This is a genomic window from Amycolatopsis sp. NPDC006125 (assembly GCF_040614195.1).
In the GTDB taxonomy this organism is placed as follows: Bacteria; Actinomycetota; Actinomycetes; order Mycobacteriales; family Pseudonocardiaceae; genus Amycolatopsis_E; species Amycolatopsis_E tucumanensis.
In genome coordinates, this window is the sequence record NZ_JBEXTZ010000114.1 from 1 (window position 1) to 25,159 (window position 25,159).

Genomic DNA, 25,159 nt, shown 5'->3' on the forward strand with positions numbered 1-25,159 from the left:
CGCCGAGGTGGTGGGGGTGGCGCGCCGTGGCCGGGACCGCGTGGTCGACCACGGGCGCGACACCGAGCCGCTGACGGTGCACGTGCGCCACGCCGACGGGCGCGAGGAACTGATCACCGCGCGGGCGGTGATCGACGCCTCCGGGACGTGGACCAACCCGAACCCGCTGGGCGGCGACGGCCTCCCGGCCCTGGGCGAGCGGGCTGCTACCGACCGCATCACCTACCAGGTGCCCGACCTGCACGACCCGATGCTCCGGGAACGATTCGCCGGCAAGCACGTCGCGGTCGCGGGCAGCGGACACTCCGCGTTGACGGCGCTGGTTGCTCTGACCGACCTGGCCCGCACTGAGGGGACGCGGATCAGCTGGATCCTGCGCCGCGGCTCGGTAGGCAACACCTTCGGTGGCGGCGAGGCGGACCAGCTCCCGGCGCGCGGAGCACTGGGACTGCGCGCTAAGGCGGCCGTGGACGCCGGGCTGGTGCAGGTGGTCGCGGGGTTCCGCACCGAGGCGGTGGAGCGCGACGAGCACGGGCTGTTGGTGTTGCGCTCACTGGATGGCCGCACGGTCCAGGCTGTGGACGAGGTCGTGGTGGTGACCGGGTTCCGGCCGGACCTGTCCTGGCTGTCGGAGGTCAGGCTGGAGCTGGACGCGACGCTGCAGGCGCCGGTCGCGCTCGCGCCGTTGATCGACCCGAACGTGCACTCCTGCGGCACCGTCTACCCGCACGGCGCGAAGGAACTCGCGCACCCCGAGCCGAACGTCTACCTGGCCGGGATGAAGAGCTACGGCCGCGCACCCACCTTCCTCGCCATGACCGGGTACGAGCAGGTCCGCTCCATCGCCGCCGCACTGGCCGGGGACCACGAGGCGGCCGGGCGGGTGGAGCTGGTGCTGGCCGAGACCGGGGTGTGCGGCGGGGCGGGCCTGTTCGACGAACCCGCGGCGGACGCCTCCTCGGGCGGGTGCTGTGGCGCCCCGGCCGAGCCGGAGCTGATTTCGCTGGCCGCCCCCTCGACGGACCGGTGACGGTCGATGCGTCCGCGCAGCCCGGGTCCCCTGTCGAGGGCTGGGCTGCGCCGGGTCCTGGTGACCTTGTGCGTCACCGAGATCACCAGCTGGGGCGTGCTCTACTACGCCTTCCCCGTGCTGGCCACCGACATCGCGAAGGCCACCGGGTGGTCGCCGAGCTGGATCACCGCAGGTTTCTCGGGTGGTCAGCTGGTCGCCGCGCTCGCCGGCATTCCGGTGGGCCGGTGGCTGGACCGGCACGGGCCGCGGTGGCTGATGACCGGCGGCTCGATCCTCGCGGTGCCCGCGGTGGTGGCGATCGCGACCGCGCAGAACCTCGCCTGGTTCGTCGCGGCGTGGCTGCTGGCCGGGGTGGCGATGGGCGCGACGCTGTACCCGCCGGCGTTCGCCGCGCTGACCCGCTGGTACGGGCCTCGCCGGGTGGGCGCGTTGACCGTGGTGACCCTGGTGGCGGGGCTGGCGTCGACGGTGTTCGCCCCGTTGACCGCCGCGCTGGCCTCCCACGTCGACTGGCGGCAGACCTACCTCGTGCTCGCCGTCGTCCTGGCGGTGATCACGATCCCGGGCCACGTGTGGGGGTTGCGGGGGCACTGGCCGGATCCCGAACCGCACGAGCACCCCGCGCACTCCGAGCACACCGATCCCGGACGCATCGCGCGCAGCCCCGCTTGTGGCGCTGGTGGTGGCGTTGAGTCTGTCCGCGTTCGCCGCGTTCGCGGTGGTGATCAACCTGGTGCCGTTGCTCACCGAGCGCGGGCTCAGCCCAGGTGCCGCCGCCGTCGCGCTCGGCCTCGGTGGGGCCGGGCAGATGCTGGGCCGCCTCGGCTACACGACCTTCACCCGCCACACCAGCGTCCGTGTCCGCACCGCGATCATTCTCGCCGCGGTGGCAGCCACTACGGCGGTGCTGGGCCTGCTGACCACGGCAGCCGCACTCGTCATCGCGGCCGTGGTCGCCGGGATGGCCCGCGGCGTGTTCACACTGTTGCAGGCCACCGCGATCACCGACCGGTGGGGAGCGGTCCACTATGGACGGCTCACGGGGCTGCTGTCCGCGCCGCTGACGGTCACCATGTCGCTCGCGCCGTGGGCGGGCGCCGCGATCGCCACCGGGCTCAGCGGCTACGCGCCCACGTTCGGCGTGCTGGCCCTCATCGCCGCGGCGGCCGTGATGTTCTCCCTCGCGAGCATCCCTCGCCGGTCTGCCCGGTAGCTGCCTTTCTCAACTCGTTGTAGTGAAAGGGTTTCTTCGTCATGCCTGATGCCATCGTGATCGGCGGCGGCCAAGCCGGCCTCGCCTCGGTCCACGCCCTCAAGGCGCGCGGGCTCAAGCCCGTCCTGCTGGAGGCCGGTGACGAACCGGTCGGCTCGTGGCCGCACTACTACGACAGCCTCCACCTGTTCTCCCCGGCCCGCTACAGCTCACTACCGGGCCTGGCCTTCCCCGGCGACCCCAACCGCTACCCGCACCGCGACGAGGTGATCGACTACCTTCGCCGCTACGCCGCCGCGCTGGACGCCGACATCCGTACCGGCCAGCGGGTCACCGCCGTGACCCGGCCCGACGGGGAGTTCCTGGTGTCGACCGAGGCGGGCGCCGAGTTCTCCGCGCCGATCGTCGTCGCCGCGACCGGCGCGTTCACCTCCCCGCACCGGCCGGCGCTGCCCGGGCTTGACGAGTTCGCCGGCACGGTCCTGCACTCCAGCGAGTACCGCGAACCCAGCCCGTTCGCCGGGCAGCGCGTGGTGGTGGTCGGCGCGGCCAACTCCGCCGTGCAGATCGCCGTCGACCTCGCGCCGCACTCCCACGTCACGCTCGCCACGCGCAAGCCGATCCGCTACGCCACGCAGAAACCGCTGGGCCGGGACGTGCACTTCTGGTTCACCATTACCGGCTTCGACGTCCTGCCCATCGGGCCGTGGCTGCGCACCAAGCCGAGCATGCTCGTCCTCGACACCGGCGGCTACCACGCCGCGATCGACGCCGGCAAGCCCGACCAGCGGCGCATGTTCACCACCATCAACGGCGACACACTGACCTGGCCCGACGGCACCCGTGAGCGGGTGGACACCATCATCCTGGCCACCGGGTTCCGCCCTGGACTGACCTACCTGGACAAGCTCGGCGCCCTCGACCCGACCGGAGCGCCGAAGCAGCACCGTGGCCTGTCCACCAGCCATCCCGGGCTCGGGTTCGTCGGGCTGGAATGGCAGCGCAGTTTCTCCTCGGCCACCCTCCGCGGCGTCGGCCGCGACGCCGCCTACCTGGCCCGGCGGCTGCTCAAGCGGTGAAAGTGAGCTGCCGCTGGTGGAAGGCGAAATGCCGGGCCGGGTACCGGTAGACGTCGGCCAGGGTCATGCGAGGCGCGAAGAACGGATCCCAGCGCGTGGGATAGTGCATGCCACGCCCGAGGTCGGCTTCGGACGCGCGGTCGAGGCTGCGGTGCAGGGACGCGATGATGCGGTCGAACCACCAGGTCATCCACCGCGGCCCGAGCAGGGCGCCGCCGCAGGAGCCCAGGTAGTTCACGACGTCGAACGGCACCGTCCCGGCATCCAGCGCCCGGGCGAACCCACGACTCACCGGATCCGGCAGGCGCCCGAACACGCGCACCAGCAGCAGCAGAGCCCGCACTACCTGGTAGCCGAACAGCATGTGGAACAACAGTTGGCAGTTGGTCCACCGGGTGCCGCGCGACGGCCGGCGCAAGTCGTCGGCCGTCGCGGCGGCCAACAGCGCGTGGAAGGTGGCACGGTCGCGTTCCCACTGCTCGTGCACGGCCCGCCGATCCATGACCCGTCCCTTCCAGCTCAGCGTGACACAACGGGGCTGAGGTCGGCCTCAGCCCCGCGTGTCAGCTGATGGCCGCGCGGTGGTCCGTGCTGGATCACCGAGGGGGGTCTGGAGCGAGGGTGCCGTCGGGAGCGATGTGGTCGAAGATCTCCTCGACCAGCTTGACGATGTGCGGGTCTTCGACGGTGTAGAGGTGCCGACGGCCTTCCCGACGGGCGGTGACGACACCGACCAGGCGCAGCTTGGCCAGGTGCTGGCTGGCGGTGGCGATGCTGATGCCAACGCGCTGCGCGAGGGTGCCCACGTCGTAGGAGCCGTGTGTGATCAACCACACCAGGTGTAGCCGGGGCGGGCTGGACAGCAACGCGAACGTCGCCGCGGCAGCCGCGATCTGGGGCGCCGACGGCTCCGCCGCGGCGCTGGTGGTGGCCGCTTCTGTGGTAGCCCGCTGGGGAAAGTTCGGCATGACGATCTCGAGTCTTCCGCATTCGGTATCCGTTGTCATCATCTGCCTAGATCCACTCCGTTGGTTGCGAAAACAACGAAACCGGGTGGAGGGTGAAAGGCGTTCCGAAGGGGAGTAGCCCGTAAGCCCGCACGCCGACACGCTGAGGCCGCCCGGTCTCCGGTTGCGGGGCCCCGGCCTTGTGGCGCCGTGGTGGGCGAGACCTTCGGCCAGCTGCTGGTACCGACTGGCCGAGGCCCTCTCGCGGTCTCCCGGTCGGCGCGGTTGCGACCGGGAGGACCTGTTTCATGTTGGGCAAGTTGCTGCGCCCGCTGACGTTGTGCGTCGCGTTGACCGTTCCGGCGTTGGTGCTGCGGTCATCCGGGCTGGCGCCGGCGCCTGTGGTGGGGTTGCTCCTGTTCGGTATGGCGGTGGTCGCGGCCTCGTTCGTGCTCGCCTGGGCCGCGGAGGCCGCACAGGTCGACATCTCCGGTGGGCTGGCGATCGCGATCCTGGCCGTCATCGCGGTGCTTCCGGAATACGCGGTGGACCTGTACTTCGCCTACACCGCCGGGTCCAATCCGGACTACGTGGCCTACGCGGCGGCGAACATGACTGGGTCGAACCGGTTGCTGCTGGGCCTGGGCTGGTCCGTCGTCGTGCTCATCACCCTGGCGTTGGCCAGGCGCCGTAGCGGCAAGAGCGTGCGCGCGCTGGTTCTGGAGTCGGGCTACCGGGTGGAGCTGGGCTTCCTGGCGATCGCGTCGGTGGTGGCCTTCCTGATTCCCCTCACCGGCCAGATCCCGCTGCTGCTCGGGTTCGCGCTGCTCGGCTTCTTCGTGTTCTACCTGTGGAAGGTTTCCCGAGCCGAGGCCGGTGAACCGCATCTGGTCGGTCCTGCGGCGACCATCGCGCAACTCCCGAAGCGAGGCAGGCGCGCTCTGGTGGTGGGGCTGTTCGCCTTCGCCGCGGTGGTGATCGTGGCCTGCGCGGAACCCTTCGCACATGCGCTGATCGCGACCGGGACGCAGCTGGGGATCGATCAGTTCCTGCTGGTGCAGTGGCTGGCGCCGCTGGCCTCGGAGGCACCGGAGTTCATCGTGGCGATCCTGTTCGCCGTCCGCGGCAAAGGTGCCGACGCGATCGGCACGCTGATCTCGAGCAAGGTCAACCAGTGGACCCTGTTGGTCGGCAGCTTGCCGCTGGCCTACTTCGTCGGCGGTGGTACGGCAGCCCTGCACCTGGACGCCCGCCAGGTCGAGGAGTTCCTGCTCACCGCCACCCAGACCCTGCTCGGGGTCGCCGCACTGCTCGCGCTGCGGTTTCCGCGCTGGGCCGCTTGGACTCTGCTCGGGCTGTTTGCCGCGCAGTTCGCGCTGCCCGGTCAGACCGCCCGCTACGTCCTGTGCGGCGTCTACGCCGCCCTCGCCCTGGCCGCGCTGGTGCACAACCGTCGGCACATCCTGCCAACCCTGGCAGCTCCCTTCCGGCGCCGTGCGGATCAGGAGGAATCGGCCGCCGAGTCCGAGTGTGCTGTCACCACGAACCGGTGAGCGGCTGAGTGGCCGGGCTCCGGCTCTTTGACCGGCAGGCGTGTGCAGTGTCGTCGACCGGATGTATCAGCAACACCGGAGAAGGCGCTGAAGCTCAACCGCAGCACGTCCCCTCGGATGAAGTCGGCACCAGCGGTAGTTCCCGCAGCCCACCTGCGTTCCTGGTTTTGGTCGCGCGAATGATTGCCGAGTGCATGTTCTCGGCGGCCTCGTGTGTCGGGGTGATCTCGATACCGGTGAACCCGGCCTCGGTCAGACCGGCCCGGTACTCCGCGAAGGTCAGCGCCCCCGCGATGCAGCCGACGTAGTTCCCGCGCTCGGCCCGGTCTGCGGCGGTGAGGTGGTCCTCGGCGACGACGTCCGAGATACCCAGCCGGCCGGGCTTGAACACGCGGAACATCTCGGCGAACACCGCCGGCTTGTCCACGGACAGGTTGATCACGCAGTTGGAGATGATCACGTCGACCCGGTTCGCCGGGAGCGGGATCGCCTCGATGTGCCCCTTGAGGAACTCCACGTTCGCCATGCCCGCCCTCTCGGCGTTGGCCAGCGCGAGCGCGAGCATCTCCTCGGTCATGTCCAGCCCGTACACCTTGCCCGCCGGGCCGACCCGCCGCGCCGACCACAGCACGTCGATGCCGCCACCGGAACCCAGGTCGAGCACTGTCTCACCCTCGCGCAGCTCAGCCACGGCCAGCGGGTTGCCGCAGCCGAGGCTGGCCAGGACCGCCTCCTCCGGCAGAGACGACCGCTCCGCCTCGTCGTACCAGCCGCCAGTCAGATCGGGCACCTCGCTGGAACATCCGCCACCGCAGCACGACGCGGCCGCTCGCGTGCTCGCCCGCACCGCGGCCGCCGCATAGCGCTCACGCACCTGTTCCCGCACGTCCTGCGCCTGCTCACCCATGGTGGCACCTCCGGTTTCCGCGACGATCGATGTCTGTCGATGAAAAGCCTGCACCTTGGATAGATGGAGGTCAAGATAGAAATCTGTTTAGATAGGCGCATGTCGAAACAGTTGCCGATCGTGGACGCCGAGTGCTGCTCGCCGCTGGTGCGGGAGCCGTTGTCTGCGGCGCAGGCCGCGGACCTGGCGAAGGTGTTCAAGGCGGTCGGCGACCCGGTGCGGCTGCGCCTTCTGTCACTGATCGCTTCCCACGACGGCGGCGAAGCGTGCGTCTGCGACCTGACCGACGCCTTCGACCTGACCGGCCCGACGATCTCGCACCACCTCAAGGTGCTGCGCGAGTCCGGCCTGATCACCGGCGAGCGGCGCGGCACCTGGATCTACTACCGCGTCCAGCCGGAGACCCTGGCCCGGCTCTCCGCCGTCCTGACCCCCGCCGAGGCCCCGGTGGTGACGGCGTGACCACCACCGACACCGCCCCCGCCGGCGTTGTCGGCAAGCTGTCCACGCTGGACCGCTTCCTGCCGGTCTGGATCGGCGCGGCGATGATCCTCGGATTGTTCGCCGGGCGCTCGATCCCCGGCCTGGAGACCGGCCTCGACGCCGTGGCCATCGACGGCATCTCGCTGCCGATCGCCCTCGGGCTGCTGGTGATGATGTACCCGGTCCTGGCCAAGGTCCGCTACGACACGCTGGACTCGGTCACCCGCGACCGGAAACTGCTGTGGCCCTCGCTGGTCCTGAACTGGCTGATCGGCCCGGCGCTGATGTTCGCGCTGGCCTGGCTGCTGCTGCCCGATCTGCCCGAATACCGCACCGGCCTGATCATCGTCGGCCTGGCGCGCTGCATCGCGATGGTCATCATCTGGAACGACCTCGCCTGCGGCGACCGGGAAGCCGCCGCGGTGCTGGTCGCGCTCAACTCGGTGTTCCAGGTGATCATGTTCGGGGTGCTCGGCTGGTTCTACCTGGCCGTACTGCCCGGCTGGCTCGGCCTGGACACCACCAGCCTGTCGGTGTCGGGGTGGCAGATCGCCAAGAGCACGCTGATCTTCCTCGGCATCCCGCTCGTCGCCGGCTACCTCACCCGCCGCCTGGGCGAACGCGCCCGTGGGCGCGAGTGGTACGAATCCCGGTTCCTGCCGCGGATCGGGCCGGTTGCCCTGTACGGGCTGCTGTTCACCATCGTCGTGCTGTTCGCCCTGCAGGGCAACCAGATCACCAGCCGTCCGCTCGACGTCGCCCGCATCGCGCTGCCGCTGCTGGTCTACTTCGGACTCATGTGGGCCGGTTCGTACGCGTTCGGCAAGGCGATCGGGCTGACCTACGAACGCACCACGACGCTCGCGTTCACCGCGGCGGGCAACAACTTCGAGCTCGCCATCGCCGTGGCCATCGCCACCTTCGGCGCCACCAGCGGGCAGGCGCTCGCCGGTGTCGTCGGGCCGCTCATCGAGGTGCCGGTGCTCGTTGCGCTTGTCTACGTCTCGCTCGCCCTGCGCCGGCGATTCACCCCAGCCACCCGGGAGTAGCCATGGACCACATCGAAGGCGAACCCTGCCACGACGTCGAAGACTGCCGCCTCACCGACCGCCACGTGCAGACCCTGCTCGACCGCGAAGCCAACGAGATCGCCCGGCACTTCATCGGCACCTTCTCGCCAGAAACCGTCCGCGACTGCGTCGAGGACTCCTACACCCACCTCGCCGCCACCGCTCGCATCCGCACCGACCTGCCCGTCCTGGCCGCCCGCTTCGCCCGGCAGCGGCTGGAAGCCACCGCCAAGAACCAAGGAGCTACCGTGTCCGACAAGCCCGAAGTCCTCTTCGTCTGCGTCCACAACGCCGGCCGCTCCCAGATGGCCGCCGCCCTGCTCGACCACCACGCCGCCGGGCGGGTCACCGTCCGCTCCGCCGGATCCGCCCCCGCCGACACCATCAACCCCGCCGTCGTCGAAGCCATGAACGAGATTGGCCTCGACCTGTCCAAGGAATTCCCCAAGCCCCTGACCACCGAGGCCGTGCAAGCTGCCGACGTCGTGATCACCATGGGCTGCGGCGACGCCTGCCCCGTCTTCCCCGGCAAGCGCTACCTCGACTGGCAACTCGACGACCCCGCCGGCAAGGGCATCGACGCCGTCCGCCCCATCCGCGACGAAATCGACCGCCGCGTACGCGCTCTCCTCGAGGAGCTGGTGCCGACCACCGCCTGAGGGGCGCAGGCCGCGGCTGATCCGGACGGCCAGGGGCGAGGGACCTCGATGATCACCAGCTGCGCGGCCAACTTCTCGGTGGTCAGGGCAGGTAGCGGTCGATGCGCCGCAGCAGGGCGCCGAGTGGCCCCCGCTCGTGCCATCCCTTGGCCATGACGGTGGCTCTGGCGCCGCGGACCAGGCCACGGAGCCGTGCTGGGATTCCGTGGCTGTGCCGGTCCTCAAGCTCCCTGGCGCGTCGTCGCACCCAGCCGGCGCAACGGATGCAGATTCCCACCTCGGGATGGTTACCCAGGTGAACCAGGTCGCTGTCGCTCTCTTGCGCGCCGCAGCACCAGCACCTGGACTGCGGTGTTTCGGGATGGTCCTGGACTGCGTCAGTCGTCATGGGCTCTCGCTCGTTCCGGTCGAACTGGCGATGTGTTCGTGAGTACCACCCGGCGTCGCAGGGGCCGCTGACTGCCCGGATTCGGGTGCGAGGAGGTCGCCGAAGATGCGACTGCCGAGCTGGGCTGCGGTTGCGCCGTCGAGTATGTCGCCGGGCACTTCGGGGTGGGCGACGGCCCAGGCCTGCGCGGCGGCTGCGTCGGCAAAGGCGTTGAGGTGGTCGCCGCACACTTCGGCCGAGGGGCCGGCCGCGGCCTCGGCACCGACGAACACCACCGCCTGGGCCGGGTTCCAGGTTGTCTGGCCGGCGGTCACGGTCACGGTGATCGGTCCGGCATTGCCCGGTGGGGTGGTGGTGATGGTGGCGTCGGTGTCGAGCATGGCCGGCATGCCGAGGGCGTCGATCATGCATATCGCGTATACGGTCGGGCCATCGGCCAGGTGGACGCGGTGCCGGGTGGGGACCGCGGAGAACGGATACGCCGCCCGGATGTCCCCCGTCGAGGTGAGGCGGATGACGTCGCGTTCATGCAGCCGGCCCAGTACCTCATCGACCGGAATCTCGAAGGGCGCCACTGCCTGCTCCAACGCGCGCGCCCCGGGGGCGGTCCCGTCCGTGGTGAAGCTGCGCAGGATCGCCCCGTGCACCGCTCGCTCGGCAGGGTCGGCCGCGAGCGCGCGAGCCCGGGCCCGGGCGACCTGCGCGTGCTGACCATGCAGCGCCTGCCGCAGGGCTGTGACCGTCGGAGCGCCCGAGACCCGGCCCTCGGCGTCCCGGTAAAGGCGGCAGGACACGCTCGCCGGGCTACCCGGCGCGGCGAACGGATCAACTCCGTTGACCAGCAACGTCGGCGACCCGCTCATCCCCGCGGACGTCGCCTCCGTCAGGTCGGTGATCATGCGGGCGGTCACGACGACGTCGGGGCCGATCGCCTCGGCCAGGCGCTGCCGCAGCAAAGCCGCGTTCGGACAGTCGGGTACCTGGAGGATTTGCAGCTCCATCACGTCTCCCCGGGGTTGGTCTGCAAGGCACGTAGCAGCGGACAGCGCCGGTCCCGGCGCGGCAACTCGCAGGTCTGCACCAGCTCGAGCAGGGAGTCCCGCATTCGCACCAGATCAGCGATCTTGTCCTCCAGCGCTGTGAGCCGGGCGTGTGCGAGGGCGGTCGCGGTGTCGCAGTCCTCCGGCCCGCCCTCGGCCAGGTGTAGCAACTCACGGACCTCATCCAGGGTGAAGCCCAGCTCCTGGGCCCGTTTCACGAACCGCACCGTCTCCACTGTTGCCGCGGGATAGACCCGGTAGCCCGAGGTGGTCCGCGGCGGCTCCGTGACCAACCCTCGGCGCTCGTAGTACCGCAACGTCTGCGGGTTCACCCCCGCCTCGGCCGCTACCTCGCTGCTGCGCATACCCCATCCTCAACCCCGTACCCCGCTACAGAGTCAAGTCTTCGTCCGCGTTCGATCAGTGCAGCGATGCCAGCGGAAACCGGGTTCGCGTTCCGGTTCACGTTATTTGCCCCTGGGGCATTTCTGGGGCACGACCACGCTCACAGCGGCGTCCAACGGCGCAGAACGGCGCTGAACTGCCCCAGACTGCCCCAGCCGACCAGCGGATTCTCCAAACCCGCAGGTCAGGAGGTAGAGCGCACCACACTGGCAGTGTGGGGGTCAGGGGTTCGAGTCCCCTTAGCTCCACAGTCGTCAAGATCGCCCGATCTGCTCACGGTAGCAGGTCGGGCGATTTTCTTTTCGGTGTCCTGCATGGGGTTGGTGTAGGCATGCCACGGCGGGACCCGCGCGCGTGTGTGGGTGCCGTGCTGCTCAGCGCCTACCGCGGGCGGTTGAACCAGGCGCCGGCCTGGGCGGTGGCCATCAACGCCAGGATCATGCCGCTACAGGCGAACCCGATGACCGGGCCGCCCGTGAAGATGAGGCCGAAGCCGTCCCCCAGGCCCAGGCCGCCCACGCAGGCGACGATCATCAGCGATGCGTACACGATCGTGGTGACCCGGACACCGCCACCGCCGGTGGCGAACTTCGTTCCCAGGATGATCGACAGCGCACCCAGGCCCAGCAGCACACCGACGACGGCGACGGCATCGGCGATGCCCCCGCCGTCGTTGGCGACGATGCCGCCTAAGAGGCCGGCGACGAGCACGCCGACGGTGAGCTGCAGGCCACCCATGACGAACAGGAGTACCCGCGCCGCCCTCATCAGTCCGGGCATGTCCGTGCCCGTCGGATGGCCCGGGTAGCCGTAGGAGCTGTTCGGGGCACTGGATCTCATTGGTGGCGTCCTCCTTCGGACCGTCCCGAACGGCGCAGTGTACGACGGAGGCAGGGGGCAGCCGGGGCGGCTCCACCTGGGACGTCAGGTTGAGGCGAGGAACAACCCGAAGGCGAGGAGTGTTTCCGGTGCGTCCTCGGGCTGGCGGTGCCGGGGGTTCCCCTTGCGTGAGGGAAACCCCCGCTGCCGGGATCATGCTTCGTCGTCGTGGACGGTGGCGTAGGCGGTGTTCTTGCCGGTCACTGCGTTGGTGGGGTAGCCGAGCACGACTTCGTACCGGGTGTCGGCACTGGCGTCCACCGTCGAGTTGTCCTTGATCGGGATGGTCACCGTGGCGGTGGTCTGCCCGGCGGGAATCGTGACCTGCTGGGCCGCCGCGGTGATCTGGGTACCCGGACCGGCCATGGCCTGCAGGTGCACGGTCACCGGCAGCCTGCTCGCCTTGGACAGCCGCACGGCGACCGTCGCGTTGCCGGCGTCCTCGTCGGCCGTCGTGTCGCTGACGGACAGTTGCGGCAGCTTGGTCGGCGCACCCGTGCCGACGGACGGCGTGGTGAACGCGAGGTCGGACAGGAGCACCCCGCCGGTGGTGGTCGCCGTCGTGATCCGGATCTGCCGGATGTCGGTCGTGTCCACCCCGGTCATCGCGGCGACCGGCCAGCGGACGGTGCGCAACCACGTCTTCGGCAGCAGGTCCTCGTTCCCTGCAGGCAGCGGCGAGAGCGCGCCGCTCAGGGCCGAGACGGTGGTGGACTGCGTCCGGCCGGCGCCGTCCACGACGGTGAGCCGCAGATCCGCGGCGGTGTTGCCCGCGTCCGGCGCCGCCCGAAGGGTCAGCGCGCCGTAGCCGCTGACGTCGTACCGGCCGGACGGCAGGGCGGCCGTCATCTGGCCACCGCCGGCCCAGGTCAGGTGCAGCATCGGAGTGGCCGGCACGTTCGCGGTGTGGGTCACCGGGGTGAACGACGGGAAGCGGCTGGTGGCGGTGGAGTCGGTGCACGAGGGCAGGCCGCTCTGCGGGGAGGCGCCGGCGATGCTCGCGCAGTACTGGCCGAGCACCTTGCCGGAGAACGCGACGTTGGCGGCCGGCGCCTGCAGCGGAGCGACGTCGAGCCGCTGCGCGGCGGGCGACTGCGTCGCCTGCAGCACCGTCGCCGCGCCGACCTGGACCGCGCTGCCGGAGCCGGACTGGAACATCGGCAGGAAAGCGCTTTCCCTGCCGAGGGTCATGCGGAAGAAGGCGGCGGTGTAGGCGACGCCTGCCGCCCGCTGCTCGTCCACGGTGAGCCGGGTGTTGCCCGCCGTGGTGCTGCCGCAGGCCGGGTCGGCCGGGTCGACGTAGAGGTCCCAGTCGTCGCCGTACAGCTTTGACCACACGTCGTTGAAGTAGTTGTGGTTCGCGCCCATCACGAGCAACGACGACTTCAGCGCGGTGTCCGTGCCGCTCGTGTACCGCGAGTCCTCGAAGAAGTGCTGGCCTTCCTGGTTCGAGACGTCGCCGTCGCAGTAGGGCAGCAGCACGGCCATCGGCACGTCGGTCAGTGCGGGGCGGGTCCGGTCGATCGGGGCGATCGGGAGCACGCCCCTGATCCCGTACGGGGTGGGGCGGGCGGCGTTGAGCAGTGCGGCGCGGACCACGCCGTCGCCGCCGCGGGAGTGGCCCATCAGGCCGACGTTGCCGAGATCGAGCTTGCCCTTGAGCACGGTGCTCATCCCGGCCGCGGTGCCTGCGTCGGCCTTGGCGAGCAGGTCGAGGTGTGCCATCACCAGCTGGCCGCGGGCCAGGCCACCGCGGTCGGGCGACGCCGTGCTCTGGTCGAAGGCGCCGATCGCGTTCGCGCTGATCGACACCACGACGTAACCCTGGCTGGCGAGGGTTTCCGCCGGCCGGGCGTAGCCGAGGTAGCTGGGCACCGGCTCGAGGCCGTTGACGCAGGGCCAGTTCGCGTTGTCGAACGCGCCGGAGTCCGGGTCGTAGCAGGCGTCCGCTCGGCCGTGCAGGAACACCACCACCGGCCGCTTGCCGGACGCGCCGACCGGCACCCACACCGCGGCCCGCTCCTCGACCGGCACGCCGGTCAACCCGGACAGCTGGAGCGCGGTGTCACCGAAGTCGTAGTCGGCGCGGGTGACTCCGTAGCGTCCCGTTGCCTCGGGCGCGGACGTGATCGGCGTCCCGGCGGCCACGTCGGTCGCGGTGGCGGCACTGCGGGTGCTCGTGCCGGGCACCACGCCCTGCCACGCCACCCGCACCGACGACGGGTTCGCCGCGGCGGGATCGGTCGTCACCAGGGTGAGCGTCCGGCCGTCCCGGGACTCCTGCGCCTCACCGAGGGACCGGCCGTCGACCGCGAGTTCCGGCGACGCGTCCCGCGCCGGGAGCCGCTTGTCGAGCGTCAGAGTGATCCGGTAGCCGCCGTCCACCGGCGTCACCGACCAGGAACCGTCGGCCGAAGCCGCCGACGCCGACGGCGTCTGCAGCAAAGCCAATCCCAGAGCCAGTACCGCGCCGGTGATCGCCGGTCTCCAATGCTTGCGCATCCACACCCTCCCGGGTTTCGTTGCGACCAAAGGCAAACAGCGTTCAATCTAGGCCCGGGTGCTGGCGTGGTGGTGTCACGAAGATCGTCAGGGCGCGCAGGTCAAGGCGCCGGGTACGGGAGCGCAACCAGGAGAGGTACTGCCAGTCGAGGCGTCAGTTGCCCGCGGGTGGGGTGCCGCCTGCCGGCGGGGCGCCGGCACCCATTTGCCGCCGGTGGCTTCCTGCTGCGTGGCGCTGTTCGCGTACTCGTTGGTGGGGTCGCGGTAGATGGTGTGGACGTGGCCCCAGCCGGAGGTGTTCACGCCGTCGACGTCGGCGCCCGCCGAACCCTGCTGACTGGCGAACTCGATGTAGGCGTTCGGCCCGGGTTGAGGAGAAGCTGCTTCTGCTCGTCGGTGAGATCCGCGCCGGAGAGCCCGGTGCCGGTGGGGTAGTCGCAGGTGCTGCCGGGCGCGCAGACCATGGCCGCGACTTCCTCGCCCTGGTAGAGGGCGGCTTTCTGGCCGCGAAGGGCTGCACCTCTCCGCCGTCGGCGTTGGTGTAGACGGCGGGTTGCCCGCCAGGTGGGTGGGGGGCGAACGTGCTGGCGCCGGCCGTGCCGCCGAGGGTGGTGTTGATGCCGAGGTGGTGACCGCCGGAATTCGAGGACGGCCATGGCGGCGCTGCCCCGGCGGTGAGGTCGTGCAGGTTGAGACCGCCCGTTCGCACCTTCGGGGAACTTCCCCAGCGTGCACTGGGGAACTAGCCCACGTCGTCGGCCGGGGCGGTCCACGTGTCGCACTGGGCGGTGGCGTTGGTCCGGTGGCCGCGGTCCGCCCAGTCGGCTTGGTTCAACCGCGAGCCGTGCGTTTCGCTGCTGAGGGTGGTGTGGAAGGTGTCCATCATCTCTTCCGCGGCGGATTTCGTGATCGATCCGCCGCGTGCGGCGTCACCGAGGAACAGGCCGGCGAAGCACGTCGCCTGGAGTTCGACGCGGCGGGTCGTCTCCAGCGCGGCCGCCGAACCGTGGCCTGCGTCGTCCTGCGCCCGCTCGGCCGCCCGGAGCATGCCGCTGAGGTACTGGATGTGGTGCCCGTACTCGTGGGCGAGGATCGGCAGCACCACGGCCCGCTGGTACCGCGCGTCGCCGCCGGGGACCAGCACGCGGCTGCGCGGCATGTAGATCGTGGTGTTCGCGGAGCAGTACATCGCGGCCGCCTCGTCCGCGGACGGCCGCCCGCAGAGGTTGCGCGGGATGTCGTCCGCCCCGTTGATCGTGACGGGCCGGATCGGCACGCGGAGCGCGGCGAACACCGGCGCCCAGGCCGCTTCCATGCACCCGACCGCGGCCTCGTAGTAGGCCTGCAGCGGTTCGGGCGGGGTGTCGAACGGCGGGAGCTTGCAGGTGACGTCGGCGAGCTTGACGTCGTGGGCGAGCAGCGGGTGCCCGGCGAGCCGGGTCATCCGGGGCGGTGCGCCCACCTCCGGCTGCAGGAGCCGGCTGACCGATCGCGCCTTCGCCACCTCGCCCACGGGGTTCGCGCCGATGTTGATCCAGTCGAGGCCGGCCAGCCCCGCGGCGAGGACCGCGATGGCCGTCACGAGTGTCCACACGCGTCTTCTGGCGCGCGAGGGGAACCATGCGGACACGAGCACACCCCCTCGGTAGAGCGCCGGACACGATTCACCGCCTTCGTCGCCGACGGCCGCGATCCGTTACGCCGGTATCGCCGAGATCACGTGCGAGACCGCGCTCTGCCCGCTCCCGCTCGCGCCGGTAGCCGACCCGCGTGGCGGTTTCTCGCGCCAGGCCGTAGCACTCGCGCGCGAGCGCTGTCTCGCCGAGCGCGTGGTGCGCGTCGCCCAGGCTGTTGGCCGCCATGGCGAGCAGGAGGGGGTGGTCGAGGTGCATCAGCAGGTCACGGGCGCGTCCGGCGTGCTCGCGGGCTTCGGCGGGCCGGTTCGCGGCGAGCAGCACGTCCGCGAGGTCCGTGCGCGCCCACGCTTCGCCGAACGGGTAGCCGAGCCGCACGGCCCTCGCGACGGCCTCGGACGCGGTTCCGACGGCATCGCGCGTCCGTCCCAGCCGGGAGAGGACGTGGGCGTACTGCGCGTCGCTGAGCACCGAACCGTGCCGGTCGTCGGTGCGTTCGCGCAGGTCACGGGCCTGGGAGATCGAGGTGAGCGCGTCGGCGAAGTCGCCGAGGATCTCCTGCGCGTGGCTGAGGTTGCCCAGCACCAGCGCGGTGAGACGCTCGTCGGCCGGCACGTCGAGAGCCTGCCGGTAGTACGTGATCGCCGTCCGGTAGTCGCCCCGCATGCCGTGCAGCGTGCCGATCCGGGACAGCGCGCTCGCCTGGGCCGCCGGATCGTCGACGGCCAGCCGGAGACGTCGTCGCGTCGTGGTCATCGCCGCGTCGAGGTCACCGCTGTCCCACTGGGCGTTGGCGAGGTTGTCGAGACTGCGCAGCAACGCCTCGGTGTCCCCGAGACGTTCCGCGGCCGCGAACCCGGCGCGGGCCACGGCGACGAAGTCGTCCCGGTGCCCCCGGACACGCAGGAACTGGGCGGCGTGGTCGGCGATGCGCCACGCGTGGACCTCACACCGCTGCGCGAGCGCGAACTCGGCCACCGCGCGCAGGTTCGGGCGTTCCCGGACGTGCCACTCGGTGTCGCCGCCGTCGCGGTAGTAGCCGAGCAACCGGTCCCGCGCGGCCCTCGCTTCGCCGGGCCGGACGAGGTCGCGGGCGTACTCGGCCAGCAGGTCGTGGAACGTGTACCCGTCCGGGTGCGGGCGGCTCAGCAGGTGGGCGTCGCACAGGTCGTCCAGCAGGCGTTCGGTGTCCGGGAGCCCGGTCAGCGCCGCGGCGGCGTCCGGGGTGACGAGCGGGCCCGGGTGGATGCCGAGGACGCGGAACAGGTACCGCTGGGGTTCGCCGAGGTCGCGATAGGACAGTGCGAACGCCGCCGCGATGTCGCGGTCGGTGGTGCGCAGCTCGCGGAGCCTCGATCGCCGGCCGGCCAGGCGTTCGGCGGCCCGGCCGGGTTGGTGGCGCACGCGGGACGCGGCGATCCGGATCGCCAGGGGGAGCCCGCCGCACAGCCGGGCCACGCCGTGGTCGCGTCGTCCGGAGACCGCGGTGAACAGCGCGGCGGCGTCGGTTTCGGGCAGGACGTCGAGCGGCACCGGCACCGCGCCGTCGACCGCGGTGAGGCGGCGCCGGCTGGTGGCGAGGACCGCGACGGACGGGGACCCCGGGAGCAGCGGCAGGAGGTGGTGCGCCCCGGCGGCGTTGTCGAGCAGGACCAGCAGCGCCCGGCCGGAGGTGCGTGCTCGCCACAACGCGGCGCGGTCGTCGAGGCTGCCCGGGTGCTGCGGCGCCGGGACGCCGACCTGGAGCAGCAGGGACGACAACGCGGCCGCGGGATCCAGTGGGTCCCGGCCCGGCGAGTAGCCGTGGAGGTCGACGAACAACTGGCCGTCGGGGAAGCGGGAAGCGGCCCGGTGCGCGGCGTGCACCGCGAGAGCCGTTTTGCCCACGCCCGCCATCCCGTGGACGAGCACGACGTTCCCGCCGTGCAAGGCGCCGAGCACGAGGTCGAGCTCGCGCCTGCGTCCGGTGAAGTCGGGCGTCCGGTAGGGCAGGTAGCACGCGCTGCCGTCCCGCTGGATCCGCGCGTGCAGGGCGCGCAGGGCCGGTCCGGGTTCGACGCCGAGTTCGGCGGCCAGCCGGTCCCGGGTGCGCCGGTAGGTGAGCAGGGCGTCGGCGGTGCGTCCCTGCCGCCACAACGCCTGGATGAGCAACGCGGCGAGCCCTTCGCGCAGCGGGTGCTGGGCGACCGCGGCGGTCAGTTCCGCGATGTCGCCCGCACGGGACAGGTGCGCTTCCAGGATCGTCAGCCGTTTTTCCTCCAGCCGGGCGACTTCGCCGGCGAGGGCGTGGCTGGTGACGCCCGCCAGTGCCGGGCCGCGCCAGCACGCCAGCGCCTCCCGGTACTCCTCGGCCGCGGCGTGCCGTTCGAAGCGCGCCAGGTCGCTGTCCGGCGGGTTCAGGACGAACCCCGGGCCGGTGGCGGTGAGGACGTCGTCGGGGAACCCGGCCGCGACGAGCGCGCGGCGCAGCGCCGAGGTGACGTTGCGGACCTGGCGCACCGCGGTCGCCGGGGGATCGCCGTCCCAGACCACCTCGACCAGCCGCGACACCGGGACGACGCGGCCGGCGTCGAGGACCAGCGCGGCGAGGACGCGTTCCTGCCGCGGCCCCGACACCCGCACCGGGCGGTCTCCGGCCAGCACCTGGACCGGCCCCAGTACCCGAATATCCATGGCGCGGTCCAGACAACCACTCGCCGGCGGCGGCCGGGGCGCCCGTGATGCAGATGTGATGCACGGTGGCGGGACGCTGCGCGGGACAGTTACCTCGACTCGTCAGGGGGAAGGCATGCGCATCAAGGGCATCGTCACGGCGGTTCTGGCGGCGGCGGCTTTCGTCGCGGTCGCCGGGCACGACTGGAACGACTCCGTGGTGGCGGGGCACGACTGGAACAACTCGGTGGTCGCCGGGCATCCGTGGAGTAACTCGGTGGTCGCGGGGCACCCGTGGGACAACTGATCTGGTCGCCGGGCTGGTGCTGCGCAGAGGGAGGCACCAGCCCGGCGCCCTACCCGGCTCGTCGCGGTATCGCGGTCGTCGCGGCGAGCGGCGTCGTGCTCCGGCGGACGCCTGATCCGCTACGAGGAGCCCGTTGACGCAAGCTGCCGGGCTCGTCCGGGAAGCGCGAAGGCAACCGCGGCAGCCGCCGTCAGAATGGCCGCGATGAGCAGGAACGCGTGGCCGTAGGCAGCGGCCAACTGCTCAGGCGTGGTGGCCGTCGTGCCGGTCGCCGCGACGAGCACGGCGAGACCGAGGGCGGCGCCGGCCTGTTTCGTGGTGTTCATCAATCCCGAGGCGGCACCCGCGTCGGCCGGGTCGATTCCGGCGGTGACGGTGGTGGTCAGCGGGGTGTTGAGCAGGCCGGAGCCGAGCGCGATCAGGATCGCCGGTCCGGCGATGCCGACGAGGTAGCCGCTGCCGGGAGTGAGCGCGCTCTGCCACCCGAAGCCGGCTGCGGCCAGGAGCGCGCCGCCGACGATGAGCAGCTGGTGCCGGACGAACCGCATGAGCCACGGCGTAAGCCACGTGCCGACGGCGATGCTCAGCAGCGTGTGCGGCAGGAAACCGAGTCCGGTCTGCACAGCGCTGTAGTGCAGCACGTTCTGCATGGACAGCGCGAGGAAGTACCACATCGGGTTCAGGCACGCCCCGGTTAGCAGCATCACGGCATTGCCGACCAGGATCGCGCGACTGGTGAACAGCCGCAGCGGAATCAACGGTGTCCCCGCGGCCCGCCACTCGATCAGGACGAACGCCGTCAATGCCGTGATACCGATTCCCACGGCGGCGATCGCGAGCCCGTGGCCGCCGCCGTCCGCGAACCGGCTGACGCCGTAGCTCAGCGCGCCCAGGCCGACGGTGACGGCGACGGCACCGGGAACGTCCAGGCGCGGCCGCGACGCCCGGCCGGTGTCCGCGGGCAGCAGCTTCACCGCGGCGACCAGGGCCAGCGCCCCGACCGGGACGTTGATCAGCAACGTCGACCGCCACGTCAGGAACTCGGTCAGCGCGCCGCCGAGCAGATTGCCCGCCGTGCCGCCGGCTATCCCGACCGCCGTCCACACGGCCAGCGCCCGCGTCCGCCGGGCGCCCTCGGGGAACGCCGCCATCAGCACGGTCAGCGTCGCCGGGGCGAGCACCGCCGCGCCGAGTCCCTGCACCGCCCGCGCCGCCGTGAGCAGCCCCGCCGTGCCGGCGACGCCCCCGGCCAGGCTGGCCGCGGTGAACAGGGCGAGGCCGCCCAGGAAGGTCCGGCGCCGTCCCCAGACGTCGGCGAGTCGGCCGCCAAGCAGCAGAAACCCGGCGAAGACCACGGCATAGGCGTTGACCACCCACGGCAAGTCCGCAGCGTTGAACCCGAGTGCGGACTGGATGGACGGCAGCGCGACATTCACCACCGAGACGTCGAGCACCACCATGAACTGCGCCGCACACGACAACGCCAGCAGCGCTCTGCCCCGGGTTTTCGCCTCGTCGGACCCCACGTCGACCCCTTTACTGTACAAGCGTATTATATACATGCGTACTATAAAGACCGAGCGGAGGAAGTGGTGCCGAAGATCGTCGATCACGCCGAACGCCGCGCGCAGATCGCCGAGGCGCTGGTCCGGGTCGCGGCGCGCGAGGGGCTGCACGCGGTCACGATGCGCACGGTCGCCGCGGAAGCCGGGGTGTCGGTCAGCCTGGTGCAGTACTACTTCGACACCAAGGCCGAACTGTTGCACGGCACGCTTGAACACCTCGAACGGCGCAGCGTCGAACGCTGGCGAGAGAGGACGCGGGATGTCCAGTCGTCGACGCGGGCAATCGCAGAAGGCTTCCTCGCCGAGGCGCTGCCGACCGATGCCGAGAGCCGCGCGCACCACCTGGTATGGACCTCGTACGCGGTGCTGGCCATGACCGACCCGGACCTCGCCGCGCACCCGTTCGTCGACGGCCCCAACCGGCGCGAACGCGAACTCGCCGACATCCTGGCCGACGCCGCCACCCGGGGCGAACTACACCCCGGCAGGGACCACCGCGCGGAAGCCGCGAGACTGCTGGCGCTCAGCCACGGACTGGGGACCAGCGTGCTGGTCGGCCAGCGCAGCACCGACGACGCCCACGCGATCCTGGCCTACCACCTCGACCGCCTGTTCCTGCCCGCGACAGGAGGCGATCTGCACCCAGCAGCCCGGAAAAAGGACACCACCTGACCGCTTCCCCTGCGACCATGGGCACTGTGACCACTATGGACAGCAGGGCCCTCAACCGGGCGGCGTTGGCTCGCCAGTTGCTCCTCGATCGGGCCGATCTGCCGGTCGTGGACGCGGTCTCCCACCTGTGCGGGTTGCAGGCCCAGGAGCCGCAGGAACCGTTCGTCGGGCTGTGGTCGCGGCTTCGGGGGTTCCAGCCGGCCGCCCTCGACGAGCTCCTGACCGGCAGACGGGTCGTCCGCACGCACCTCATGCGCCGCACCATTCACCTCGTCACGGCGGACGACGTCCTGGCCTGGCGGAGCCGTCACGACGCGATGCTGCGCCAGCGGGTGTTCGGCGTCTACCGCCGCGAGCTGGACGGCGTGGACCCCAGCGAGGTGGCCGCGGCGGCGCGGGCGGAGCTGGCCCGTGACGAGCCGCGCACCATGGCCGACATCGGGCGGGCGCTCGCCGGGCGCTGGCCGTCCGCGGGGCCACGCCCGCTGGGCGAACTCGCGATCGCCGCACTCGTGCCGACGGTGCAGGTGCCGCCGCGCGGGCTGTGGCGCGCCAAGGCGGGCGTCCAGAACGTCCGGCTGTCCTCCTGGCTGGGACGCGACGTCGAGTCGCTCCCCGAGGACGGCGCGGATCCCGTCGGGCAGGCGCTCGCGCGCCGCTACCTGGCCGCCTTCGGCCCGGCCACCGTGGCCGACCTGCGCGCCTGGAGCGGCCTCGCCGGGCTGCCCGCCGCGGTGGCCGCCATCCGCGACGAACTGGTCGCCTTCCGCGACGAACACGGCCGCGAACTCCTCGACCTGCCCGACGCACCACGCCCCGACCCCGGCACGCCCGCCCCGATCCGGTTCCTGCCCGCGTTCGACAACGCGATCCTCGGCTACCAGGACCGCAGCCGCATCATCGACGACGCCCACCGCAACCTCTCGGTGGCCGGTGAGCGGGTCGTGCTGGTCGACGGCCGCGTCGCCGCCACCTGGACCGTCGAAGCGGACACCGTGACCGTCACCCCGCTGCGCCGCTTCACCCGTGCCGAGCGGACCGCAGTCGACGAGGAGGCCCGGCACCTCACCGCGTTCCTCACCGGCGACGGCCGAACTCCCTGACCCGCCGCGTCATGTCCGCGGCCCCTGCCCGGTCTGAGTGGTGCGGGGGGCCGCGAAGCTCGCCGGCGGACGCCGTCCGGCTCTGGGGTCGAAGGGGGTGGGACGGGCGGTGTTCCCGGCGAGCGTGTGCCACCCCGGCTCAGAGCAGGCCCAGCTCGTACGTGCGCATGATCGCCTCGTCGCGGTTGGAGGCGCCCAGCTTCCGGTAGACGCTCTGCAACTGGGAGCGGACCGTCGCCACGGAGACGACCAGGCTGCGGGCGATCTCCTGCGGCGAGTGGCCCTGCGCCAGCTCGGTCAGGACCCGGTGCTCGCGGTTGGTCAGCGCCACCAGGTCGATCCGCTCCGGGAAAACCGGGCGCGCGTGGTCCAGGCGCGCGGCCGCGGTCTTCGTCAGCTCGATCTCGCCGAGGAGTTCCGCGCGTTCGGCCGCGGGCAGCGTCGCCAGGGACGCCACCTCGTCCGGCTCGCGGACCGAGGACAGCATCCGGACGGCGCCGCGGGCGGCTTCCCGGTCACCCATCCGGAGCGCGGCCACGGCGTGCACGAGCAGCAGCTGCGCCTTGTCGCGGCGCGGCGTGCCCGCGTCCCACACGCTGCGCGCGGCGATCGCCCTGGCCTGCCGGTGGTCGCCCGCCAGCAGGTGCAGCCGGGCCGACGGGACCGCCAGCCAAGCCGGCACCGCGGCCGTTTCGCGCCGGAGCATCCGCAGCGCGCGGTTTCCCTGTCCGGCGGCGATCAGCAGGTCGGCCCTGGCGCGGTCCAGCACCTGCTGCGCGATGCCCGGCCCGGCGGCGGTGGCCTGCCTGCTGATCCGGATCCGCTCGAGCTGGTCGAGCCCGTCCGCCGGATCACCGAAATGCAGCGCGGCCGCGCCGACCAGGGCCGCGACGAACGGCCACAGCTCGATCGGTTTGGTGCCGTCGCCGGTCACCGCGAGCGCGGCCGCCACGCCGTCCCGGTCGTGCCGGTCGAGCGCGAGCCAGCCCTCGGCGATCGTCGCCCCGACGGTGCCGAGGAAGGCGACCGACGGCATCGGCGGCGGGTACGACCGCATCGTCTTGATCCAGCGGGCGGCCGCCTCCTGCTGGCCCTGGTGCGCGAACACCATGGCCAGGTTCGCCGCGGCGTTGATCCCGGCGAAGTGCGTGAGCGGCTCGGCCCGCGCCTGCTCGTGCGCCAGCTGGTAGAGGGCGGTGGCGCCGTCCAGGTCACCGGCCAGCGACCGGGTCAGACCTCGTTGCAGCGCAAGCCATCCGGGCCGCAAGGTCGACCGTTCCCGCGGCAGCGGGCGGAGTTCGTCCACCCGCCGCGCGAGCTGCTCGCCGAGCTCATCCGCCTCGTCCAGGCTGCCCTGCCCCCGCAACTGGACGAGCTTCGCGGTGCCCAGCGCGATCAGCGTGGCGGGCGGGACGTCCGCGGTCAGGTCGAACTGGTTGGCCATCCGCGCACCCACTTCCATGTAGCGCCGGAGGAACGCGCGCAGTTCCGCGTCCGCGGGGCCGGCCAGCGCGTGGGCGTTGGTGAGCCACGCGATCACCAGCCGCGGCCTGCCGTGCAGGACTTCGGGCGGGATCGACCCGAGCGCGGCGACGAGCGTCGCGGCCAGGTCCGCGGGCAACGCCAGCCAGTGCCGGTCGCAAAAGTCCTCCAGCTCGTCCCAGTCCTGCGCGCCGACGATCCGGCGCAGTTCTGCGGGGAACTCGTCGAGCGAGCTGCCGTCGTGCACTTCTCGGATAGTAACCACCGCGGAAAGGCGTCCGTCTGGAAGCGCTTACTGCTACTGACAGTGTCATTGCGGTTCACCCGCCCGGTGCGCGCAAGATCAACTAGTCTCGGGTCACCGGTTTGAAGACACACAGGAGTTGGTGGATGCCCGCGGCCGCCCTCGTCGCGATGTACGTCGGGGAGGACCCGGCTCGCGCGCGTGCGCTGCGGTCGGCCCAGCCGGGAGGTCCCGCGCCGCGGTGGGAGATCGCAGACACCAGCCTCGCGGGTCTCCGCGCCGTGCGACAGTCCGATCCGGACATCGTGATCGTCGACGGCGAAGTGGACGACGTGCCCGCGCTGTGCCGCGACGTCCGCGCGGCGGCGCCGTCCGCGGTCGTGCTGCTGCTGGCCGAGGACACCTCACCGCCGCCCGGCGTGGACGGCGTCATCAGCTGGGCGTTGCTCCGCAACGGTTTGCCGGGCAATGTGTTCGGCGCGCTCGCCGAGGTCGCCGCGGTGGCCCGGACGCCCGGCAACCGGGTGACCGGCCTGGCGGCGCAGGAGATCGCGGTCCTGGAGTGCGCCGCGCGCGGGATGACGGCGGAGGAGACCGCGGCCGAACTCGGTCTCACCCCTGCCGCCGCCCGATCCGCCCTGCGCACGGCGAAGTCGAAGTTGCGCGCGTCGTCACGGGCGCACGCGGTGGCGCTCGCGATCCGGGCCGGTCTTTTCCCGCCCTGATGCGCCGCTGCGCGTCAGGTTCCGCCGCGCCGGCCGGTCTGTTCGGTGTGGTCAGGATGACGCTGCTGGTCGTGGTGTGGCTGACGGCCGTGCTCGGGGCCGCGCCGTCGCTGGCCGCACCGCGACTCGACGTGGACAGTGCGTACCAGGAACTCCGGCGCGCCCAGGACGAACTCGCCGCCGTGCAGAGCGAAGTGAGCGGCAAGGAAGCCGAACTCGCGGCGGCTGAGGGGAACCTGTCGGCCGCACGGGCAGGCAGCGGGTCGACCGGCGAGGCGTTGCGCGCGGCGCGGTCCGCTGCCGTGGCGGCCCGATCACGCGTGGCCGGTTTCTACTCCGGGGTCTCCGCGGAGTTCCGCCGTGGCCGGGAGTTCGCGGTGCTGGACAACCGCGCGCCGCTGGACTACCGGGCCGCACTGCCCCTGCTCGATTTCGTCGCCGCCGACCAGTTCGCCGAGGTGCGGGCGGCCGACGAATCCGTGCGCCAGGCCGAGTCCGCGGTCACCACGTCCGCGGATGCCCTGGCACAGGCCGAAGCTGCCCGCACTGCGGCCGCCGATGCGCTCGCGGCCGCCGGAGCACGGCGCGAGGCCGCCCTTCGCGGCGTCCAGGACGCC

22 protein-coding genes and 1 pseudogene are annotated in these 25,159 nt (G+C 71.7%); 12 read left to right on the forward strand and 11 right to left on the reverse strand.

Annotated features, from left to right (window positions below; translation table 11 throughout):
* From ABZ193_RS37080 to ABZ193_RS37090, 3 genes and pseudogenes are all read left to right on the forward strand, one after another.
* On the forward strand, positions 1-1,030 hold a 1,030-nt coding region (locus tag ABZ193_RS37080), incomplete at its 5' end, for a flavoprotein (protein WP_354713258.1).
* Positions 1,031-1,036: 6 nt separating this feature from the next.
* Positions 1,037-2,246, forward strand: a pseudogene (locus ABZ193_RS37085) (MFS transporter).
* A gap of 41 nt (positions 2,247-2,287) precedes the next feature.
* Positions 2,288-3,325 carry an NAD(P)-binding domain-containing protein gene (locus tag ABZ193_RS37090; protein ID WP_354713260.1) on the forward strand — a complete coding sequence of 346 codons (1,038 nt, stop codon included), beginning with the start codon at positions 2,288-2,290 and terminating at the stop codon, positions 3,323-3,325.
* Here the strand turns inward: ABZ193_RS37090 and ABZ193_RS37095 are convergent.
* Positions 3,315-3,827: a DinB family protein gene (locus tag ABZ193_RS37095; protein WP_354713262.1), complete on the reverse strand. Its 513-nt coding sequence runs from the start codon at positions 3,825-3,827 to the stop codon at positions 3,315-3,317. The genes ABZ193_RS37090 and ABZ193_RS37095 overlap by 11 nt on opposite strands.
* A gap of 94 nt (positions 3,828-3,921) precedes the next feature.
* Entirely contained in the window at positions 3,922-4,293 is a 372-nt protein-coding gene (locus ABZ193_RS37100; RefSeq protein ID WP_354713264.1) for a metalloregulator ArsR/SmtB family transcription factor, read from the reverse strand.
* Positions 4,294-4,592: 299 nt separating this feature from the next.
* Here ABZ193_RS37100 and ABZ193_RS37105 point away from each other — a divergent pair, with 299 nt between their 5' ends.
* On the forward strand, positions 4,593-5,825 hold the full coding sequence (locus ABZ193_RS37105; RefSeq protein ID WP_354713266.1) for a sodium:proton exchanger: 1,233 nt from the start codon (positions 4,593-4,595) through the stop codon (positions 5,823-5,825).
* Positions 5,826-5,919: 94 nt separating this feature from the next.
* Here the strand turns inward: ABZ193_RS37105 and arsM are convergent, their stop codons facing one another.
* On the reverse strand, positions 5,920-6,732 hold the full coding sequence (gene arsM / locus ABZ193_RS37110) for an arsenite methyltransferase (RefSeq protein WP_354713268.1): 813 nt from the start codon (positions 6,730-6,732) through the stop codon (positions 5,920-5,922).
* A 99-nt stretch (positions 6,733-6,831) separates the two neighbouring features.
* On the opposite strand from arsM, the gene ABZ193_RS37115 reads away from it, so the two are divergent.
* From ABZ193_RS37115 to ABZ193_RS37125, 3 genes are read left to right on the forward strand one after another with little or no spacing between them, the layout of a single operon-like run.
* Positions 6,832-7,194, forward strand: a complete 363-nt coding sequence (locus tag ABZ193_RS37115) for a metalloregulator ArsR/SmtB family transcription factor (protein ID WP_354713270.1) — start codon at positions 6,832-6,834, stop codon at positions 7,192-7,194.
* A complete protein-coding gene (arsB, locus tag ABZ193_RS37120; protein WP_354713272.1) occupies positions 7,191-8,264 on the forward strand; it encodes an ACR3 family arsenite efflux transporter in 1,074 nt (357 codons plus the stop codon). The genes ABZ193_RS37115 and arsB overlap by 4 nt, the downstream gene beginning before the upstream one ends.
* A gap of 2 nt (positions 8,265-8,266) precedes the next feature.
* Positions 8,267-8,944 carry an arsenate reductase ArsC gene (locus ABZ193_RS37125; protein WP_354713274.1) on the forward strand — a complete coding sequence of 226 codons (678 nt, stop codon included), beginning with the start codon at positions 8,267-8,269 and terminating at the stop codon, positions 8,942-8,944.
* Positions 8,945-9,328: 384 nt separating this feature from the next.
* On the opposite strand, the gene ABZ193_RS37130 is transcribed toward ABZ193_RS37125, so the two are convergent.
* The 6 genes from ABZ193_RS37130 to ABZ193_RS37155 form a co-directional block, all read right to left on the reverse strand.
* Entirely contained in the window at positions 9,329-10,333 is a 1,005-nt protein-coding gene (locus ABZ193_RS37130) for an alkylmercury lyase family protein (protein ID WP_354713275.1), read from the reverse strand.
* The gene (locus ABZ193_RS37135) at positions 10,333-10,737 is read right to left on the reverse strand and encodes a MerR family transcriptional regulator (protein WP_354713277.1); all 405 of its coding nucleotides are present in this window, start codon (positions 10,735-10,737) and stop codon (positions 10,333-10,335) included. The genes ABZ193_RS37130 and ABZ193_RS37135 overlap by 1 nt, the downstream gene beginning before the upstream one ends.
* Positions 10,738-11,158: 421 nt before the next feature.
* Positions 11,159-11,617 (reverse strand): hypothetical protein, encoded by a 459-nt coding sequence (locus tag ABZ193_RS37140; RefSeq protein ID WP_237337768.1) that lies wholly within the window; start codon positions 11,615-11,617, stop codon positions 11,159-11,161.
* Positions 11,618-11,809: 192 nt separating this feature from the next.
* Entirely contained in the window at positions 11,810-14,158 is a 2,349-nt protein-coding gene (locus ABZ193_RS37145) for a hypothetical protein (RefSeq protein ID WP_354713280.1), read from the reverse strand.
* Positions 14,159-14,900: 742 nt separating this feature from the next.
* Positions 14,901-15,752: a neutral zinc metallopeptidase gene (locus ABZ193_RS37150; protein ID WP_237337766.1), complete on the reverse strand. Its 852-nt coding sequence runs from the start codon at positions 15,750-15,752 to the stop codon at positions 14,901-14,903.
* Positions 15,753-15,822: 70 nt separating this feature from the next.
* Positions 15,823-18,465, reverse strand: a complete 2,643-nt coding sequence (locus tag ABZ193_RS37155; protein ID WP_354713281.1) for a BTAD domain-containing putative transcriptional regulator — start codon at positions 18,463-18,465, stop codon at positions 15,823-15,825.
* Between the two features lie 115 nt (positions 18,466-18,580).
* On the opposite strand from ABZ193_RS37155, the gene ABZ193_RS37160 reads away from it, so the two are divergent.
* Complete coding sequence (locus tag ABZ193_RS37160; RefSeq protein WP_237337764.1) at positions 18,581-18,751, forward strand: hypothetical protein; 171 nt, start codon at positions 18,581-18,583, stop codon at positions 18,749-18,751.
* A gap of 119 nt (positions 18,752-18,870) precedes the next feature.
* Here the strand turns inward: ABZ193_RS37160 and ABZ193_RS37165 are convergent, their stop codons facing one another.
* Positions 18,871-20,364: an MFS transporter gene (locus ABZ193_RS37165; protein ID WP_354713283.1), complete on the reverse strand. Its 1,494-nt coding sequence runs from the start codon at positions 20,362-20,364 to the stop codon at positions 18,871-18,873.
* Between ABZ193_RS37165 and ABZ193_RS37170 the strand changes: the two genes are divergently transcribed.
* The gene (locus ABZ193_RS37170) at positions 20,344-20,988 is read left to right on the forward strand and encodes a TetR/AcrR family transcriptional regulator (RefSeq protein WP_354713285.1); all 645 of its coding nucleotides are present in this window, start codon (positions 20,344-20,346) and stop codon (positions 20,986-20,988) included. The genes ABZ193_RS37165 and ABZ193_RS37170 overlap by 21 nt on opposite strands.
* Positions 20,989-21,023: 35 nt before the next feature.
* Entirely contained in the window at positions 21,024-22,091 is a 1,068-nt protein-coding gene (locus tag ABZ193_RS37175) for a winged helix DNA-binding domain-containing protein (protein ID WP_354713287.1), read from the forward strand.
* 139 nt (positions 22,092-22,230) lie between these two features.
* On the opposite strand, the gene ABZ193_RS37180 is transcribed toward ABZ193_RS37175, so the two are convergent.
* A complete protein-coding gene (locus ABZ193_RS37180) occupies positions 22,231-23,820 on the reverse strand; it encodes a LuxR C-terminal-related transcriptional regulator (protein WP_354713289.1) in 1,590 nt (529 codons plus the stop codon).
* 143 nt (positions 23,821-23,963) lie between these two features.
* On the opposite strand from ABZ193_RS37180, the gene ABZ193_RS37185 reads away from it, so the two are divergent.
* Complete coding sequence (locus ABZ193_RS37185; protein WP_354713291.1) at positions 23,964-24,542, forward strand: LuxR C-terminal-related transcriptional regulator; 579 nt, start codon at positions 23,964-23,966, stop codon at positions 24,540-24,542.
* Positions 24,543-24,598: 56 nt separating this feature from the next.
* Positions 24,599-25,159 (forward strand): hypothetical protein (locus tag ABZ193_RS37190; protein ID WP_354713293.1); only part of this gene is annotated, 561 nt, incomplete at its 3' end.

Excerpts from the sequence above, each read along its gene's own strand:
- ABZ193_RS37155 (WP_354713281.1), bottom strand. The coding sequence starts at position 18,465 with ATGGATATTCGGGTACTGGGGCCGGTCCAGGTGCTGGCCGGAGACCGC.
- ABZ193_RS37115 (WP_354713270.1), top strand. The coding sequence starts at position 6,832 with ATGTCGAAACAGTTGCCGATCGTGGACGCCGAGTGCTGCTCGCCGCTG.
- ABZ193_RS37135 (WP_354713277.1), bottom strand. The coding sequence starts at position 10,737 with ATGCGCAGCAGCGAGGTAGCGGCCGAGGCGGGGGTGAACCCGCAGACG.
- ABZ193_RS37175 (WP_354713287.1), top strand. The coding sequence starts at position 21,024 with ATGGACAGCAGGGCCCTCAACCGGGCGGCGTTGGCTCGCCAGTTGCTC.
- ABZ193_RS37185 (WP_354713291.1), top strand. The coding sequence starts at position 23,964 with ATGCCCGCGGCCGCCCTCGTCGCGATGTACGTCGGGGAGGACCCGGCT.
- ABZ193_RS37090 (WP_354713260.1), top strand. The coding sequence starts at position 2,288 with ATGCCTGATGCCATCGTGATCGGCGGCGGCCAAGCCGGCCTCGCCTCG.
- ABZ193_RS37095 (WP_354713262.1), bottom strand. The coding sequence starts at position 3,827 with ATGGATCGGCGGGCCGTGCACGAGCAGTGGGAACGCGACCGTGCCACC.
- ABZ193_RS37140 (WP_237337768.1), bottom strand. The coding sequence starts at position 11,617 with ATGAGATCCAGTGCCCCGAACAGCTCCTACGGCTACCCGGGCCATCCG.
- ABZ193_RS37125 (WP_354713274.1), top strand. The coding sequence starts at position 8,267 with ATGGACCACATCGAAGGCGAACCCTGCCACGACGTCGAAGACTGCCGC.
- arsM (WP_354713268.1), bottom strand. The coding sequence starts at position 6,732 with ATGGGTGAGCAGGCGCAGGACGTGCGGGAACAGGTGCGTGAGCGCTAT.
- ABZ193_RS37160 (WP_237337764.1), top strand. The coding sequence starts at position 18,581 with ATGCGCATCAAGGGCATCGTCACGGCGGTTCTGGCGGCGGCGGCTTTC.
- ABZ193_RS37130 (WP_354713275.1), bottom strand. The coding sequence starts at position 10,333 with ATGGAGCTGCAAATCCTCCAGGTACCCGACTGTCCGAACGCGGCTTTG.
- ABZ193_RS37100 (WP_354713264.1), bottom strand. The coding sequence starts at position 4,293 with ATGCCGAACTTTCCCCAGCGGGCTACCACAGAAGCGGCCACCACCAGC.
- ABZ193_RS37145 (WP_354713280.1), bottom strand. The coding sequence starts at position 14,158 with ATGCGCAAGCATTGGAGACCGGCGATCACCGGCGCGGTACTGGCTCTG.